We start from the raw sequence: 15,918 nt of genomic DNA on the forward strand, positions 1-15,918 counted from the left end.
GATTGATGAGCCATCCCGCAGGGGCTCCGGTTGTGTCTCACCACTGACAGAAAGCCGACACCGGGGACTAATCCACTGTAGCCCTTATGACCCGGGTCACGTCCTGCAGCACACCGTCACCGAGCGTGATCACCTCGACATTGCTCAGACGGAACTTGCGGATGGCCTTCGCTGCGGCTTCAATCTCTGCCGGTGCCCCCGCGCCCTTCATCAACACCAGTTGGCCCCCGGGTTTCACAAGGGGGGCGGTCAGTGGGATCAGGGTGCGGAAGGCGCTCACGGCCCGTGCAGTGACCTGGTCGAGGCGTTGCGGCAGACGCACGTCTTCCGCGCGGGCCCGCAGCACGGTGGCATTGGTCAGACCCAGTGCGGTGACCTGACTCGTGAGCCAGGCAACCCGGCGTTCCATCGGCTCGATCAGCACAAAGGTCACATCTGGGCGGGCGATCGCAAGGACCAGGCCCGGCAGACCGGCCCCGGAACCCACGTCGCCGACCAGGCCGGGACGCAGGAGTGGAGCGACGATCGCACAGTTGAGGATATGTCGACTCCATAGCCGGGGTAACTCAAGTGGCCCGATCAGACCGAGTTCCTCACCCTGTGCGGCCAGGTTGCGCACGAATGCGCGCGCCACCTCGATTCGGTCTCCGAAGAGAGCCACAGCCGCGGCAGGTTCAACCTCAAGAATGTCAGTCACGGCGCGAGAGCTACGCCGGGGAGATAACCGTGTGGCGGTCCCGGCCCTCGCCCTTGGATTCCGACACGAAACCGGCTTCGGAGACCAGGTCGTGCACAAGCTTGCGCTCGTAGGACGACATGGCCGGCAGGGAAGCCTCGGCGGCGCCGGCCTGGATACGCTCAACGGCCCGTGCAACCAGAGAGGCCAGCTCAGACTGCCGGGCGTCTCGGGATCCGCCGATATCGAGGATCAGCCGGGAGAAGGATCCGGTCTTGTTCTGCACGGCCAGGCGAGTCAGCTCCTGCAAGGCGTTGACCGTCTCTGGCTTGGAGAGCAACCGGAGGTTCGCGACGTCCGAGGAGTTGACCGACAGGTACGCCCGACCGTTGCGGGCATCGATGTCGATGTCCCCATCGAGATCGCAGATGTCGAGGAACTCCTCGATGTAGTCTGCGGCGATATCCCCCTCCTGCTCGAGCTGGTCGAGCGTGGGGGACTCGTCCGCCGGTCCAGGCGCGGCGATCACATCAGTGTTCTCAGTCACGTTGGGTCTCTTCTTATTTTTTGGGGCCGGTTTGCTTCTTGGCACGATTCTTGGCGATCGGCTGCTGACGCTGGGGTTTCTTTGGCTCTTCAACCACGATCACGTCACCATCCGTGGCGATGAGTTTACCCTTGCGTGCCAGACGCTCTTCGCGCGCCTTGGCTGCCTCACTACCGGGCGTGGGCATGTTCCGGATGACCAGGAACTGCTGGATCATGGTCCAGATGTTGGACGTGAGCCAGTAGAACATGACACCGAGGGGGAAGGCGACGCCCGAGAAGGCGAAAACGAGAGGCAGCAGATACAGCATGATGCGCTGCTGCTTGAACATGGGGCTGGCCTTGGTCTCCGGTGACATGTTCTTGGAGACGATCTGCAGCTGGGTGATGAATTGCGAGGCAGTCATCAGAACTACCATGACGGCCGCGATCCACATGACGACTGCGTTGAAGTCCTGACCAGCGACCATTTTGGTCCACTGGGAGGCGAACGAATCATGCAGCGGCGCGTCGCCGAAGAGGGTGGCGTTGCCGAAGCTCTTGGCGAGGTCGGCGTTGAGCGGACCCACTCCGGCCTGGCTGCGCTGTGCGTCGTTCAGTACGGAGAACAGGGCGAAGAAGATCGGCATCTGCAAGAGAAGAGGCAGGCAGGAACTGAGCGGGTTGGTTCCGGTGCGCTTGTAGAGCTCCATGGTCTCGCGGGACATGGCCTCGCGTGAGAACTGGTCTTTCTTGCCCTTGTACTTGTCCTGGATCTTCTTGAGTTGTGGGGCAACCTCCAGCATCTTTCGCTGGCTCTTGATCTGCCGCACGAAGATGGGGATCAGGGCTGCCCGTACAACAATCACGAGACCGACGATCGAGAGCACCCATGTGAGGCCGTCGTTGAAACCCATCCCCATGAAGGAGAAGAGCGAGTGGAAGGCAACGAGCAGTAGCTCGACGACCCACTTCAGCGGCCAGAGAATCGTACCTAGGAGGTCCATCTTTGCGTCAGCCCTTTCCGTGGCTCGCTGCGATAACAAAACCAAACGGCGTCACGGTGTAGCGACGCTTCCGTTTGAGGGGAACGTCATCAATCCCGCCTGCGGCCCACGGGTGACATCGGCCCAACCTGAGCGCGGCTCGGGCTGATCCCACGATGAGTCCGTACTCCTGAACGGCGCCGAGTGCATACGCCGAGCAGGAGGGGTAGTACCGGCAAACATCGCCGTAGAGCGGAGAAATCACGGCCCTGTACAGACGCAGAATGAGAACCCCCGCATTTCGCGGGAGGAGCAGAAGCGTCGTCAGAAACCTTTTCATCGGTCATCGAGCCGTTCGGGTCGACGTCTGGTTGCTGCCGACCGCGGGGGAACTCGACGTGCGCTGGAATTTCCCCAGCGCATCGGCCAATTCCGCATGCAGAATCGACCAGGGCGCATTCGTCGCCGAGGGCAGAGCCCGGATCACTATATCCGTGCCGGGCCGGGTTGAGGCAAGCAAATCGAAGCTTGCTGCCTTCAACCGGCGCCGAACACGGTTGCGCCGCACGGCGTCGCCCACGTTTTTAGCAACGATGAAGCCGAACCGCACTGAAACTCCATCGGAATTCCGGCGCAGATAGGTCACCAGATGCGGGCCCACAACCCGCACACCCCGGCGGACCACCAACTTGTAGTCGTCACCGGTGGTGATGCGATGGGCCCCCGCGAGCACGAGCGTGCTTAAGCGGAGAGTTCGATGCGACCCTTGCGACGGCGAGCACCGAGAATCGCGCGGCCGGCACGGGTCTTCATGCGAAGGCGGAAGCCGTGCACCTTGGCGCGACGGCGATTGTTCGGCTGAAAAGTTCTCTTGCTCATTGTTTTGTCTCCACGTGTTAAATCTCCGTAGGCCAAACTGAGCGGCCGGGAAAGAGTGAGGTAGCCCTCGGGCTGGGGTCAACTGATTAAAACTACGGCTTTGACAGGTGATGGTCAAACTCGACCTCCCAGAATCCTCGTTCTACACACAGTTTGGTTCAGTTGGATCATCGACACGCGCACGAAATGCGAACGAATTTGGCCTGACTGGCGGTGATTGACTACCGTGAGGACAAGTTATCCACAGGTTTTCAACATTGCCTGTGAATTGGGGCTTATTTGCCCACAGGCGGTGGATAACCTTGTGGATGCTTTGGCTGGATCACGCGTTCAGAGTCGAGCCGCGCCTCGATCTCCGTCGTTGTAGAAGGCAACACTGAGAGAAAAGCGGAGAAAAACCATGGCCACCGACGAACAGCCCATCGCGGATACCTGGCGGTCTGTCCTGACCAGTCTGGAATCCGACGACAGCATCACCCCCATGCTGTACGGCTTTCTCAATTTAGTCGAGCCCAAGGGAATTGCCGCGGGAACCTTCTACCTCGAGGTCCCGAACGAGTTCACGGCCAGCATGCTCAACCAGCGGATGCGTGTGCCGTTGCTGACAGCGATGGGCCAACTCGATGAGGCCTCCGCAGTGTCCACGTTCTATGTGGTCGTCAATCCGGAGCTGGAGAAGGAGTCGATCAGGCCCGTACACGAGTCCACCTCTCCCCCTGATGTGGAAACGCCGGCAGCGCCGCAGTCGGTTTTTGAGAGCAGCTCTCCCGAACGCCCGCACGACACCCGACTCAACTCGAAATACAGTTTCGACAACTTCGTGATCGGGCAGTCCAACCGCTTCGCTCATGCTGCCGCGGTCGCTGTGGCGGAGGCACCGGCGAAGGCCTACAACCCACTCTTCGTCTACGGTTCGTCTGGCCTCGGCAAAACACACCTGCTGCACGCCATCGGCCATTACGCAATGAGCCTCTACCCCGGCATCCGTGTGCGTTATGTCAGCTCGGAGGAATTCACCAACGACTTCATCAACTCCATCGCGAACAACCGCGGCTCCGCATTCCAGTCCCGGTACCGCAACATCGACATCCTGATGATCGACGACATTCAGTTCCTGCAGGGCAAGGCGGAAACCCAGGAAGCCTTCTTCCATACCTTCAACACTCTGCACGACCACAACAAGCAGGTGGTCATCACCAGTGACCTCCCGCCCAAACACCTCACCGGTTTCGAAGACCGGATGCGCTCACGCTTCGAGTGGGGTCTGATCACGGATGTCCAGGCGCCCGACCTCGAAACCCGCATCGCCATCCTGCGCAAAAAGGCTCAGAGCGAAAAACTCCAGGTTCCGCACGACATCCTCGAATTCATGGCGTCCAAGGTCTCATCCAACATCCGTGAATTGGAAGGCACGCTGATTCGAGTGACGGCCTTCGCCAGCCTCAACCGCACACCGGTGGACATGGACCTGGTGCAGACCGTGCTCAAGGACCTGATCACTCTCGATGAGGACAACGTGATCGCGCCGGTGGACATCATCACCAACACCGCCGACTACTTCAAGCTGTCCGTCGATGACCTCTACGGGTCGTCTCGTTCTCAGGCGATCGCCACGGCTCGCCAGATCGCGATGTACCTCTGCCGTGAGCTGACAAACCTCTCGTTGCCCAAGATCGGCCAGTTGTTCGGCAACCGCGACCACACCACGGTCATGTACGCCAACAAGAAAATCAGCGAATTGATGAAAGAGCGCCGGTCGATCTACAACCAGGTGACGGAGCTCACAAACCGCATCAAGCAGAACCACCGCTACAAATAAGACCCATTTTGCGGCGGTTTTCACACCTGTGGATAACCCTGTGGAAATTGTTTACACAACTGGGCACAACCTGTTGAAACTCCTGCGGTTGTTGTGCAAACTCCCTCCGGCCGAATCACGGCCCGGCACCGATGGGTGATTAACACTCACAGGCTGCCAACAAGTTACAAGTTTGTAGTTCCCAGTCGTTAAGCGGGATCCAAATAGTTATCCACAGTTTCCACACCGGTTAAGAAGATTAACAATTAACTTCTATCTCTCTCCATCCGACAACCTTTAGTGCCGGCCGGTTACAAAAAAGTGCCCGGCCAAACACGACTACCATTGAGGCCGTATCCAGGTCTCAAACCGAACAGGAGTGACTTCGTGAGATTTCAGGCCAACCGGGACGTCTTCAGTGAAGCCGTCTCTTTCGCTGTCAAGCTCCTCCCCCAGCGCACGACGCTGCCCATTTTGAGCGGTGTGCTGATCGAGGCGACGGCAACCGGCCTGATCCTCTCCTCGTTCGACTACGAGGTTTCGGCACAAACCGAAATCGCCGCAGACGTGGAAGAAACCGGCAAAGTTCTCGTCTCCGGCCGGCTTTTGGCCGACATCGCGAGCCGGATGCCGAACGCACCCGTTCGGTTCTCGACCAACGAGTCCCGCATCACGGTCAGCTGCGGCAGCGCCAGTTTCACCCTGCTGTCTATGCCCGTTGAGGAATACCCGAGTATCCCGCAGGTCAGCGCGCAGTCCGGTCTCGTACCGGCCGAAGAATTCTCGGCTGCAGTCGCGCAGGTCGCCGTGGCCGCCTCCCGCGACGACGTCACTCCCGTGATCACCGGGGTTCAGCTGCAGATCACCGAGAACAGCCTCAGCCTGGTAGCCACCGACCGCTACCGCGTGGCCGTTCGCGAGATCGACTGGGACAAGGGCAGCACAACCTCGACCGACACTGTGACGGCCTTGGTTCCAGCCCGCACCCTGCAGGAAGTCGGAAAGACCTTCGGCCACAGTGGAACGATTTCGATCGCGATCACCAACACGGACGACCGCGAGCTGATCGCGTTCACGGCCGATAAGAAAACCGTTACTTCACTGCTGATCAAGGGAAACTACCCGCCCGTTCGGCGGCTTTTCCCCGACAATGTGGACAACTACGCGGTCATGAACACCGCTGACCTGATCGAGGCCACCCGCCGCGTGCAACTGGTTCTCGAGCGGGAAGCGGCCCTGCGTTTCACGTTCACCGCGGACGGCCTCACCCTCGAGGCTGTCGGATCCGAGCAGGCTCAGGCCTCCGAGACCATTGATGCGATCCTGTCCGGCACGGACACGGTCGTTTCGCTCAAACCGCAGTTCTTACTCGACGGCCTGGGCGCGGTTCATTCCGAATTCGTGCGGATCTCGTTCACCAAGACCGAGAACCCCAACAAGCCCGGTCCCGTGCTCATCACCAGCCAGACCTCGCGGGAGCAGGCAGGCGCCGATAGCTACAAGTACCTGCTCCAGCCCAACCTGCTGTTGCGCTAGAGAAGTCTCGGAAGGACTGCAATGCACATCGGCATCATCGGCCTGGGTAAAATGGGCGCCAATATGCGCGCTCGGCTTCAGGCGAACGGGATCGAGGTCACCGGTTTCGACCAGAACCCTGACGTCTCGGATGTTGCCGGGGTGAACGAACTGATCGAAACCCTTCCGACCCCACGCCTGGTCTGGATCATGGTTCCGGCCGGAGCCGTGACAGATGCCGTGATCGCTGAGCTGGCCACGGTGCTGAGCTCCGGCGACCTCGTGATCGACGGTGGCAATTCGCGCTTCACGGATGATTTCGCCCACTCGGCCTTGCTGGCCACCGTGGGGGTGCACTACATCGACGCCGGCGTTTCCGGCGGCGTGTGGGGGCTGACCAACGGTTTCGGCCTGATGGTCGGCGGGTCGGCCGACCAGGTGGAGCGAGCCATGCCCGTATTCGACGCATTGCGCCCGGCGGGCCCGCGGGATGAGAGCTTCGTGCATGCCGGGGCGGTCGGTGCCGGGCACTACGCGAAGATGGTCCACAACGGGATCGAATATGCGCTCATGCAGTCATACGCCGAGGGCTATGAACTGCTGGAGAAGCGCGACGACCTGATCGCCGATGTTCCCGGGGTCTTCAAAGCCTGGCAACGCGGAACCGTCGTACGCTCCTGGTTGCTCGAATTGCTGGTCCGTGCTCTGGAAGAAGACCCCGAGTTGGCGAACATCGAGGGTTTCGTCGAAGACTCCGGAGAGGGGCGGTGGACCATCGAAGAGGCCATCAGCAATGCCGTCCCCGTTCCGACGATCAGCGCGGCGATCTTCGCCCGTTTCGTCTCCCGTCAGGATGACTCCCCCGCGATGAAAGCCGTCGCAGCCCTGCGCAATCAGTTCGGTGGCCACGCCGTCAAAACGGCTGACTGACCCGAGTGCGGGTCACACACCTGTCGCTGACCGACTTCCGCAACTATGCGCAAGTCGAGGTTCCGTTCGCGCCGGGACCCAACCTGATCGTGGGCCGCAACGGCCAGGGCAAGACCAATCTCGTCGAGGCACTGGGATTCCTCAGCACCCTCAGCTCACATCGGGTGTCGAACACCTCGGCCATGATCCGGGCCGGCCAGGATGCCGGGATCATCCGGGCACGGCTCGAATACAACGGGCGTGAGATCCTGGCCGAGGTGCAGATCAACCGCACGGGACTGAATCGGGCTCAGGTCAACCGTTCGGTGATCAAGACCCGAGAATTGACGCGCTATTTCTCCAGCGTGCTGTTCGCACCCGAGGATCTGGCCCTGGTGCGCGGCGATCCGTCCGGCCGTCGACGTTTTCTCGACCAGCTCCTGGTCCTGCGCACCCCACGTCTGGCCGGCGTGCTCGCCGACTACGACCGCGTCCTGCGACAGCGGAACACCCTGTTGAAATCGGCGCGCGCTTCGGGGCTGCGCACCACCCAACTCGGCACCCTCGAAATCTGGGACGACCGGCTCGTGGCTCTCGGCTCCGAGATCATCGATGAACGTGCCGAGTTGGTTCGTCTACTCGCTGAGCCGCTGGGTGCGGCCTACCAGGCCGTCGCAGGCGAAAACCACGGGCCGGCGCTGCTGCCTCTGCTCAGCATCCTCGGCGCCGACGAGGATGCCGCGATCGAGGCGGGTGGTTCCGGCGAGGCCGTTCCGTCAGGCTCGGTTTCGACGGGCTCGGTTTCGACGGGCTCGGTTTCGACGGGCTCGGTTTCGACGGGCTCAACCACCGGGGAGTCTTTCCGCACGGCGCTGGCGGAGCTCCGCCGCAAGGAACTCGACCGAGGCATGACCCTGGTCGGTCCTCATCGCGACGACGTTATCTTCATGCTCAACTCCCTGCCGGCCAAGGGTTACGCCAGTCACGGGGAGTCCTGGTCCTTCGCGCTCGCTTTGAAACTCGCCTCCGCTGAGCTGTTGCGTCGCGACTCCGCGACCGGTGACCCGGTCCTCATCCTGGACGATGTGTTCGCCGAACTGGATCTGTCCCGTCGTCGCCGTCTGGCCGCCGCCGTCACCGGATTCGAGCAGGTCCTGATCACCGCCGCGGTTCTGGAAGACGTGCCGGAGGAACTCACGGCCCACACCATCCATATCAATGCCGGCTCGGTCGTCGATGGCTGAATCGAGCGAGGCCGCCCGCGTCTACCTGCGCTTCAAGGATGTCTTCGGCGACCCGAACGCGAAACGCATCCGGGCCCGCCGGCGTCCGGGGGCAGAAATCGGGTCGAGTGTCCCCTTCGGCGCCGGACGTGATCCGCGCGGATTGGGGGACACAATCGATTCCCTGACCCTGCAGCTCGGCTGGAATTCGCCGCTGGCCCAATCCGAATTGCTGGCATCGTGGATCGAACTCGCCGGTGAGGAGACGTCGAAGCATTCCACCCCGGCCGGGATCGACGAGGGTGTGCTCACCGTGCAGTGCGAGTCGACGGCCTGGGCCACGCAGCTGCGCATGATGCGGGTTGAAATCATGACGCACATCGCCGTGAAGTATCCGGATGCCGGAATCGAGTCGATCCGTTTTCAAGGGCCCAACGCGCCCTCCTGGAAAAAGGGTCCCAGATCAATTCCAGGGCGCGGTCCACGCGATACCTACGGGTAACTAGACAAAACAGGTCAACCCTGTGAAATAAACGCCTCAGATGCCCGATTTGGCCCTGACCCCTTGACCCGTTTGATAAGCTCAAGGGTCGCCCGCGCGACGGTCAGGAGCCCAATTTCAGATGTCAGTTGACCCACAGATCGAGCCGGAGCACGGCTACGGCGCAGATGATATCCAAGTCCTCGAAGGACTCGAGGCCGTTCGCAAGCGTCCCGGAATGTACATCGGATCCACCGGACCTCGCGGTCTGCACCACCTTGTCTACGAGATCGTGGACAACTCCGTCGACGAGGCCCTCGCCGGTCATTGCGACACCATCGACATTAGGATTCTGGCAGATGGCGCGGTTCGCGTCGCCGACAACGGCCGTGGAATCCCGGTCGACATTCACAAGGCGGAGGGCCGCTCGACCGTCGAGGTCGTGCTCACCGTGCTGCACGCCGGAGGCAAGTTCGGTGGCGGCGGCTATTCGGTGTCCGGCGGGCTGCACGGAGTGGGCAGCTCCGTCGTCAACGCGTTGTCGAGCCGCCTCGAGGTCGAGGTGCGCCGTCAGGGCCACGTCTGGCGCCAGAGTTTCCACGATGGCGTGCCCAACGCTCCCCTCACCATGGATGAGGTTTCCGACGAGACCGGCACCACCATCACCTTCTGGCCGAGCGCGGAGACGTTCGAAACGACCGTCTTCGACTTCGAGACACTGCGGGCCCGTTTCCAGCAGATGGGCTTCCTGAACAAGGGGCTCAGCCTGACTCTCACGGATGAGCGACCGGAGAACCTCGACGACGAGGGTAAGCCGGTCACCAAGAACTTCCTCTACGAGAACGGCCTCGTCGACTACGTCGAATACCTGAACAAGGCCAAGAAGGCCGACCTGGTCAATGACGACATCATCTCGTTCGAGTGGGAAGACCACGAACGCAAGATGGCGCTCGAAGTGGCGATGCAGTGGACCACCGCGTACACCGAAAGCGTGCACACCTACGCGAACACCATCAACACCCATGAGGGCGGAACCCACGAAGAGGGCTTCCGCGCCGCCCTGACAACCCTGGTCAACAAGTACGCCCGGGAAAAGGGCATCCTGAAGGAAAAGGATGACAATCTCACCGGCGACGACGTGCGCGAGGGTCTGACCGCCGTGGTGTCGATCAAGCTGGCGGAACCGCAGTTCGAGGGCCAGACGAAGACCAAGCTCGGCAACACGGAGGCCAAGTCGTTCGTGCAGAAGGTCGCCAATGACCAGCTGTCCGACTGGTTCAACCGCAATCCCAACCCGGCGCGGGAGATCATCCGCAAGGCGCTTCAGGCGTCGAATGCCCGGATGGCCGCACGCAAGGCGCGCGAGACCGCGCGGCGCAAGGGTCTCCTCGAGGGTGGAGGCATGCCCGGCAAGCTCAAGGACTGCCAGAGCAAGGACCCGTCCCTCTCCGAGATCTTCATCGTGGAGGGTGACTCGGCCGGCGGTTCCGCGGTGCAGGGCCGCAACCCGGAGTTCCAGGCGATTCTTCCCTTGCGCGGCAAGATCCTGAACGTGGAGAAGGCCCGGCTCGACCGGGCCCTCGGCAACGCCGAGGTTCAGGCCATGATCACGGCTTTCGGCGCCGGTATGGGCGAAGAGTTCAACCCGGACAAGGTGCGGTACCACAAGATCGTTTTGATGGCCGACGCCGACGTCGACGGCCAGCACATCACGACCCTGCTGCTCACATTGCTGTTCCGGTATATGCGTCCTCTGATCGACCTGGGGTACGTCTACCTGGCCCAGCCGCCGCTGTACCGCCTCAAATGGGCCAACTCAGCGCACGAATATGTGTACTCCGACCGGGAGCGCGATGCTCTCCTGGCCGACGGCGCCGCAGCCGGCAAGCGCATTCCCAAGGACAACGGGATCCAGCGCTACAAGGGTCTCGGCGAGATGGACTACAAGGAGCTGTGGGAAACCACCATGGCCCCCGAGACCCGCACTCTGCTGCAGGTCACTCTCGACGATGCTGCCGCCGCCGATGAAATTTTCTCCACCCTGATGGGCGAGGACGTCGAGTCCCGCCGTAACTTCATCCAGAAAAACGCGAAGGACGTGCGTTTCCTTGACATCTGACGACACCACCACCGGGGGCACCTTCGGCGAAGGCTCCGAACCGACCGAGGCTGACACCGTATCCGTTGCGGCCGACACCGCGGCGAAGGCCGCGCATCACGCACAGCACGGCCGGATCGACCAGGTCGACCTGCAGCTCGAGATGCAACGGTCCTACCTCGACTACGCGATGAGCGTCATCGTCGGGCGCGCCCTGCCCGATGTCCGCGACGGGATGAAGCCCGTGCACCGCCGTGTGATCTACGCCATGTTCGACGGCGGTTACCGTCCCGACAAGGCATTCTCCAAGTGCGCTCGCGTGGTCGGCGACGTGATGGGGCAGTTCCACCCCCACGGTGACTCGTCGATCTACGACGCTCTCGTGCGCCTGGTCCAGCCGTGGAGCCTGCGGTACCCGCTCGCCCTCGGCCAGGGCAACTTCGGCTCCCCCGGCAATGACGGCGCCGCCGCACCGCGGTACACCGAGACGAAGATGGCCCCTCTCGCGCTCGAGATGGTGCGGGACATCGACGAGGACACCGTCGACTTCCAGGACAACTACGACGGTCGCACCCTCGAACCCACCGTGCTGCCCTCGCGCTTCCCGAACCTGCTGGTCAACGGCTCCGTCGGCATCGCCGTGGGCATGGCCACCAACATCCCGCCGCACAACCTGCGCGAGGTGGCCGCCGGCGCCCTGTGGTATCTGCAGAACCCCGAAGCGTCCCGCGAGGAACTGCTCGAAGCGCTGATCCAGCGCATCAAGGGTCCCGACTTCCCGACCGGCGCGCAGATCCTCGGCATCAAGGGCATCCAGGATGCCTATCGCACCGGCCGCGGTTCGATCACCATGCGCGCCGTCGTCAGCATCGAGGAACTCCAGGGCCGCACCTGCCTGGTGATCACCGAGCTGCCGTACCAGGTCAACCCCGACAACCTCGCGATCAAGATCGCCGACCTGGTCAAGGACGGGAAGATCGGCGGCATCGCCGACATCCGTGACGAGACCAGCGGGCGAACGGGCCAGCGCCTCGTGATCGTGCTCAAGCGCGACGCGGTGGCGAAGGTGGTGCTGAACAACCTCTACAAGCACACCCCGCTGCAGGAGAACTTCGGCGCGAACATGCTGGCCATCGTCGACGGGGTTCCGCGCACCCTGTCGCTCGACGGCTTCATCTCCGCCTGGGTCGCCCACCAGATCGAAGTCATCGTGCGGCGCACCCAGTTCCGGCTGAAGAAGGCCGAAGCGGATGCGCACATTCTGCGTGGCTATCTCAAGGCCCTCGACGCCCTCGACGAGGTGATCGCACTCATCCGTCGCTCCCCCACCGTCGACGACGCCCGCACCGGCCTGATGCACCTGCTCGACGTGGACAAGCTCCAGGCCGACGCGATCCTCACCATGCAGCTGCGTCGACTGGCCGCCCTGGAACGACAGAAGATCATCGACCAGGCTGCCGAGCTGGAACTGCTGATCGTGGAGTTCCAGTCGATCCTGGCCAGCCCGGAACGCCAGCGCACCATCATCAGCGACGAGCTCACCGAGATCACCGACAAGTTCGGCGATGACCGGCGCACGGAGATCATGTTCGGTTTCGACGGCGACATGTCGATCGAGGACCTCATCCCCGAAGAGGAGATGGTCGTCACCGTCACCCGTGGCGGCTATATCAAGCGCACCCGCAGCGACAACTACCGCAACCAGCACCGCGGCGGCAAGGGCGTCAAGGGCGCCCAGCTGCGTGCGGATGACGTGGTCGAGCACTTCTTCGTCACGACCACGCACCACTGGCTGTTGTTCTTCACGAACACGGGCCGGGTGTACCGGGCCAAGGCCTATGAGGCGCAGGAATCCGGCCGCGACGCCAAGGGCCAGCATGTGGCCAACCTGCTCGCGCTGCAGCCGGGAGAAGAGATCGCGCAGATCCTGGACATCCGGGACTACGGCGTGGCGCAATACCTGACGCTCGCCACTCGCGAAGGCCTGATCAAGAAGACCGCGCTCAGCGAGTACGACACGAACCGCACGGGCGGCATCATCGCGATCAAGCTCCGCGAGGGCGACGAGCTCGTTTCGGCCCTGCTCGTCGAGAACGACTCCGATTTGCTGCTCGTCTCCAAAAAGGGAATGTCGATCCGGTTCACGGCATCGGATGAAGCGTTGCGCCCGATGGGACGCAGCACGTCCGGCGTGATCGGCATGCATTTCCGCGGCGAGGACAGCCTGCTGGACGCCTCCGTGGTCTCCGACGACGGTTACGTGTTCGTCGTGACCGAGGGCGGTTATGCCAAGCGCACCGCCGCCGACCAGTACCGCTTGCAGAACCGCGGCGGTCTGGGCATCAAGGTCGCCAAGCTCAGTGACGATCGCGGAGACCTCGTCGGGTCGTTGATCGTCGATGAGGAGGACGAAGTGCTCGTGGTCCTCGCCAGCGGCAAGGTGGTACGCTCTGACGTCTCCGAGGTCCCCGCCAAGGGACGAGACACAATGGGTGTCGTTTTCGCTAAGTTTGCGGATGAAGACAGAATCATCGCTATCGCGAAGAACACCGAGCGCAACCTGGTGGCCGAGATCATTGCGGCCGATCCGGAAAGCGCCTTGGGAGAGGAAGTACCTGTAAATGAGTAGTGTCGCTGAAAAGCTCGCCAAGAAATCCAGCCGCAAGCCGGCCGCGACCAAACAGGTCCGGCTCAAGCTCGTGTACGTGGACTTCTGGTCGGCCGTGAAACTGTCCTTCCTGATCGCGCTGTGCCTGGGCATCGTCACGATCGTGGCGACGTTCCTGATCTTCACGATCCTGAACGGAACCGGGATCTTCGGCAAGATCGACGACCTGTACACCGACATCGCGGGTGCGTCCTCGGATCTGGCCAGCATCCTGTCGATCGGCAATGTCATGGGCTTCGCCTTCGTCGTGGCGATTCTGAACACGGTCGTCATCACCGCATTGGGAGCCGTCTACGCGGTTCTGTACAACCTGAGCGTGAAGATCACCGGCGGTTTGCTCGTCGGTTTCACGAACAACTAGTCGTCGGATCCTCCCAATCGAGTCGTTGTGCGGCTCGATTGGGAGATTCCCGCCGCATCGGGTAGTCTCAAACCTGCCCAAAGAGGGGGATATAGCTCAGTTGGTTAGAGCGCTTCGCTGATAACGAAGAGGTCCCAGGTTCAAATCCCGGTATCCCCACGCAAGAGTCACCACCACAGCACACACTCCCCGTGAACATGCGGGGCCATAGCTCAATTGGTAGAGCGCCTGCTTTGCAAGCAGGAGGTCCGGGGTTCGATTCCCCGTGGCTCCACAAATGAGTAACGCCCGGCCCCGCTTTTTGGGGCCGGGCGTTACTCATTTAATAGAACACTGCGAATCGAACCCGCAGTGAGCGACGAAGGAGCGAACGAAGGGGCTCCCCGTGGCAGATCCCTGGCTCGGAGGCGCGAAGCCCCTCCACAGCGCTCAGGCCGCTCCCTGAGCGCTCTCAAGGCCCATCAGGCCTGCGGGGACCGCTACGAGGCGCCGTGCCCGCAGTGCCCTGACGCAGCCCCCTCACGCACACAAAAGGGGAGGACCCGCATCCACTGGATGCGGGCCCTCCCCTGAGTAGCTGAACTCGTGCTGAGGACTAGTCCTCGACCGACGTGGCGGCGGCGGGCTCGTCTTCGGCGACCCACAGCTCGTCATCGGCGCGGAAGGTCTGCCAGACGGCGTACGCGACGCCGGCGGCGGCCGCCAGGGCGACACCGAGCGCGATGTAGGTGCCGGCGCCCGGGCCCTTCTTCTCGATCACAACGGGCTTCTGGAACCGCACGCGGTTCAGCGCAGCGCGAACTCGTGCGTCGCGTGCGATGTCCCCGACGCTCATCACGGAGCCGATGGCCGTGCCGATTCCACTGCCGATGCCGGGGAGCAACCGGTCGACGACCTGGTGGCGCACGCCTTCGGCCATGTCCTGAGTGGCCTGCACTCCGGGGCGCAGGAGGTGATCGTAGCTATCACGCACGCGGGGTACTACTTCTTCGCGGGTGAGGATGCCGGCCTGGCGGCTGGCCTCCCGTGCGATGGCGTTGGCACGCTCAAGCACTTCCTGCTGGTTGTTCCATAATTCGTCTGCGCTCTTACGCAGCCGAGTAAGTTCCTTGCGGCGCTTGCGTGACAGGCTCATCTGGACCCTCCATCGATGTCATGTGGCTAACACTGTCCATCTTGCCACGCAATCGTCTGGGAGGGCTCTGGGTGCGCGGGTGTCCATCGGATTGCCCGAATTCGGCTGTGCAAGAATTGGTGCCATGTCTAAGCACACCGCTGTCGCCACTCTCAACACCACCCTCGGACCGATCAAGGTCAACCTCTTCGGCAATCACGCGCCGAAGACCGTCAAGAACTTCGTCGGTCTCGCGACCGGTGAGATCGAGTGGAAGCACCCTGCCACCGGTCAGACCTCCAACGCGCCGCTTTACGACGGCACGGTCTTCCACCGCATCATCAAGGACTTCATGATCCAGGCCGGCGACCCGCTCGGCCAGGGCACCGGTGGACCGGGCTACCAGTTCGACGATGAAATCAACCCTGACCTCGACTTCACCCAGCCCTACGTGCTCGCCATGGCGAACGCGGGTATCCAGGGCGGCCGCGGAACCAACGGCTCGCAGTTCTTCATCACCGTCGTGCCGACCACCTGGCTGCAGGGCAAGCACACCATCTTCGGCGCCGTCGAAGACGAGGACTCCCGTGCGATCGTCGCGAAGCTCGCGACGGTTCCCACCGACGGCCGCGACCGTCCGTTGACGGAAGTTGTCATCGAGAGCGTCACCGTCGAGCAGGTCTAG

The 15,918-nt window shown here is 62.3% G+C and carries 16 protein-coding genes and 2 tRNA genes; 11 read left to right on the plus strand and 7 right to left on the minus strand.

What is annotated here, in order from left to right; translation table 11 throughout:
- Nucleotides 1-67 precede the first annotated feature (67 nt).
- Genes rsmG through rpmH form a run of 6 tightly spaced genes read right to left on the minus strand, consistent with a single transcriptional unit; the run spans nucleotide 68 to nucleotide 3,066 of the window.
- Complete coding sequence (gene rsmG / locus AC0J5J_RS10260) at nucleotides 68-697, minus strand: 16S rRNA (guanine(527)-N(7))-methyltransferase RsmG (protein WP_134424617.1); 630 nt, start codon at nucleotides 695-697, stop codon at nucleotides 68-70.
- A gap of 10 nt (nucleotides 698-707) precedes the next feature.
- A complete protein-coding gene (locus AC0J5J_RS10265; RefSeq protein ID WP_474900214.1) occupies nucleotides 708-1,205 on the minus strand; it encodes a Jag family protein in 498 nt (165 codons plus the stop codon).
- 31 nt (nucleotides 1,206-1,236) lie between these two features.
- On the minus strand, nucleotides 1,237-2,208 hold the full coding sequence (gene yidC / locus AC0J5J_RS10270) for a membrane protein insertase YidC (RefSeq protein ID WP_474897861.1): 972 nt from the start codon (nucleotides 2,206-2,208) through the stop codon (nucleotides 1,237-1,239).
- Between the two features lie 7 nt (nucleotides 2,209-2,215).
- Entirely contained in the window at nucleotides 2,216-2,527 is a 312-nt protein-coding gene (gene yidD, locus AC0J5J_RS10275) for a membrane protein insertion efficiency factor YidD (RefSeq protein ID WP_474897863.1), read from the minus strand.
- Nucleotides 2,528-2,530: 3 nt separating this feature from the next.
- On the minus strand, nucleotides 2,531-2,920 hold the full coding sequence (gene rnpA / locus AC0J5J_RS10280; protein WP_474897865.1) for a ribonuclease P protein component: 390 nt from the start codon (nucleotides 2,918-2,920) through the stop codon (nucleotides 2,531-2,533).
- A gap of 8 nt (nucleotides 2,921-2,928) precedes the next feature.
- Nucleotides 2,929-3,066 carry a 50S ribosomal protein L34 gene (gene rpmH / locus AC0J5J_RS10285; RefSeq protein WP_104100646.1) on the minus strand — a complete coding sequence of 46 codons (138 nt, stop codon included), beginning with the start codon at nucleotides 3,064-3,066 and terminating at the stop codon, nucleotides 2,929-2,931.
- A gap of 400 nt (nucleotides 3,067-3,466) precedes the next feature.
- Between rpmH and dnaA the strand changes: the two genes are divergently transcribed.
- The 10 genes from dnaA to AC0J5J_RS10335 all read left to right on the plus strand — a co-directional run bounded on the left by dnaA (nucleotide 3,467) and on the right by AC0J5J_RS10335 (nucleotide 14,393).
- Nucleotides 3,467-4,885 carry a chromosomal replication initiator protein DnaA gene (dnaA, locus tag AC0J5J_RS10290; RefSeq protein ID WP_134424612.1) on the plus strand — a complete coding sequence of 473 codons (1,419 nt, stop codon included), beginning with the start codon at nucleotides 3,467-3,469 and terminating at the stop codon, nucleotides 4,883-4,885.
- A 366-nt stretch (nucleotides 4,886-5,251) separates the two neighbouring features.
- On the plus strand, nucleotides 5,252-6,400 hold the full coding sequence (gene dnaN / locus AC0J5J_RS10295) for a DNA polymerase III subunit beta (protein WP_134424611.1): 1,149 nt from the start codon (nucleotides 5,252-5,254) through the stop codon (nucleotides 6,398-6,400).
- Between the two features lie 21 nt (nucleotides 6,401-6,421).
- On the plus strand, nucleotides 6,422-7,309 hold the full coding sequence (gene gnd, locus AC0J5J_RS10300) for a phosphogluconate dehydrogenase (NAD(+)-dependent, decarboxylating) (protein WP_134424610.1): 888 nt from the start codon (nucleotides 6,422-6,424) through the stop codon (nucleotides 7,307-7,309).
- Between the two features lie 5 nt (nucleotides 7,310-7,314).
- Nucleotides 7,315-8,532: a DNA replication/repair protein RecF gene (recF, locus tag AC0J5J_RS10305; RefSeq protein ID WP_474897867.1), complete on the plus strand. Its 1,218-nt coding sequence runs from the start codon at nucleotides 7,315-7,317 to the stop codon at nucleotides 8,530-8,532.
- The gene (locus tag AC0J5J_RS10310) at nucleotides 8,525-9,013 is read left to right on the plus strand and encodes a DciA family protein (protein ID WP_241972730.1); all 489 of its coding nucleotides are present in this window, start codon (nucleotides 8,525-8,527) and stop codon (nucleotides 9,011-9,013) included. The genes recF and AC0J5J_RS10310 overlap by 8 nt, the downstream gene beginning before the upstream one ends.
- A 121-nt stretch (nucleotides 9,014-9,134) precedes the next feature.
- Complete coding sequence (gene gyrB, locus AC0J5J_RS10315; RefSeq protein ID WP_134424607.1) at nucleotides 9,135-11,111, plus strand: DNA topoisomerase (ATP-hydrolyzing) subunit B; 1,977 nt, start codon at nucleotides 9,135-9,137, stop codon at nucleotides 11,109-11,111.
- A 115-nt stretch (nucleotides 11,112-11,226) separates the two neighbouring features.
- Nucleotides 11,227-13,719 carry a DNA gyrase subunit A gene (gene gyrA, locus AC0J5J_RS10320; protein ID WP_474900215.1) on the plus strand — a complete coding sequence of 831 codons (2,493 nt, stop codon included), beginning with the start codon at nucleotides 11,227-11,229 and terminating at the stop codon, nucleotides 13,717-13,719.
- The gene (locus AC0J5J_RS10325) at nucleotides 13,712-14,119 is read left to right on the plus strand and encodes a DUF3566 domain-containing protein (RefSeq protein WP_134364748.1); all 408 of its coding nucleotides are present in this window, start codon (nucleotides 13,712-13,714) and stop codon (nucleotides 14,117-14,119) included. The genes gyrA and AC0J5J_RS10325 overlap by 8 nt, the downstream gene beginning before the upstream one ends.
- Nucleotides 14,120-14,204: 85 nt before the next feature.
- Nucleotides 14,205-14,278: transfer RNA gene (locus AC0J5J_RS10330), tRNA-Ile, on the plus strand.
- Nucleotides 14,279-14,320: 42 nt separating this feature from the next.
- A tRNA-Ala gene (locus tag AC0J5J_RS10335) sits at nucleotides 14,321-14,393 on the plus strand.
- 321 nt (nucleotides 14,394-14,714) lie between these two features.
- On the opposite strand, the gene AC0J5J_RS10340 is transcribed toward AC0J5J_RS10335, so the two are convergent.
- Entirely contained in the window at nucleotides 14,715-15,254 is a 540-nt protein-coding gene (locus tag AC0J5J_RS10340) for a hypothetical protein (protein ID WP_474897869.1), read from the minus strand.
- Between the two features lie 124 nt (nucleotides 15,255-15,378).
- Between AC0J5J_RS10340 and AC0J5J_RS10345 the strand changes: the two genes are divergently transcribed.
- Nucleotides 15,379-15,918, plus strand: coding sequence for a peptidylprolyl isomerase (locus tag AC0J5J_RS10345; RefSeq protein WP_134370585.1), 540 nt, complete (start codon nucleotides 15,379-15,381; stop codon nucleotides 15,916-15,918).

This window comes from Cryobacterium sp. TS_SC_7, from assembly GCF_056156285.1.

What these genes read in the sequence shown, in the direction of transcription:
- yidC (WP_474897861.1), bottom strand. Translation starts at nt 2,208, where the DNA reads ATGGACCTCCTAGGTACGATTCTCTGGCCGCTGAAGTGGGTCGTCGAG.
- yidD (WP_474897863.1), bottom strand. Translation starts at nt 2,527, where the DNA reads ATGAAAAGGTTTCTGACGACGCTTCTGCTCCTCCCGCGAAATGCGGGG.
- rpmH (WP_104100646.1), bottom strand. Translation starts at nt 3,066, where the DNA reads ATGAGCAAGAGAACTTTTCAGCCGAACAATCGCCGTCGCGCCAAGGTG.
- dnaA (WP_134424612.1), top strand. Translation starts at nt 3,467, where the DNA reads ATGGCCACCGACGAACAGCCCATCGCGGATACCTGGCGGTCTGTCCTG.
- gnd (WP_134424610.1), top strand. Translation starts at nt 6,422, where the DNA reads ATGCACATCGGCATCATCGGCCTGGGTAAAATGGGCGCCAATATGCGC.
- AC0J5J_RS10310 (WP_241972730.1), top strand. Translation starts at nt 8,525, where the DNA reads ATGGCTGAATCGAGCGAGGCCGCCCGCGTCTACCTGCGCTTCAAGGAT.
- gyrB (WP_134424607.1), top strand. Translation starts at nt 9,135, where the DNA reads ATGTCAGTTGACCCACAGATCGAGCCGGAGCACGGCTACGGCGCAGAT.
- AC0J5J_RS10325 (WP_134364748.1), top strand. Translation starts at nt 13,712, where the DNA reads ATGAGTAGTGTCGCTGAAAAGCTCGCCAAGAAATCCAGCCGCAAGCCG.
- AC0J5J_RS10340 (WP_474897869.1), bottom strand. Translation starts at nt 15,254, where the DNA reads ATGAGCCTGTCACGCAAGCGCCGCAAGGAACTTACTCGGCTGCGTAAG.
- AC0J5J_RS10345 (WP_134370585.1), top strand. Translation starts at nt 15,379, where the DNA reads ATGTCTAAGCACACCGCTGTCGCCACTCTCAACACCACCCTCGGACCG.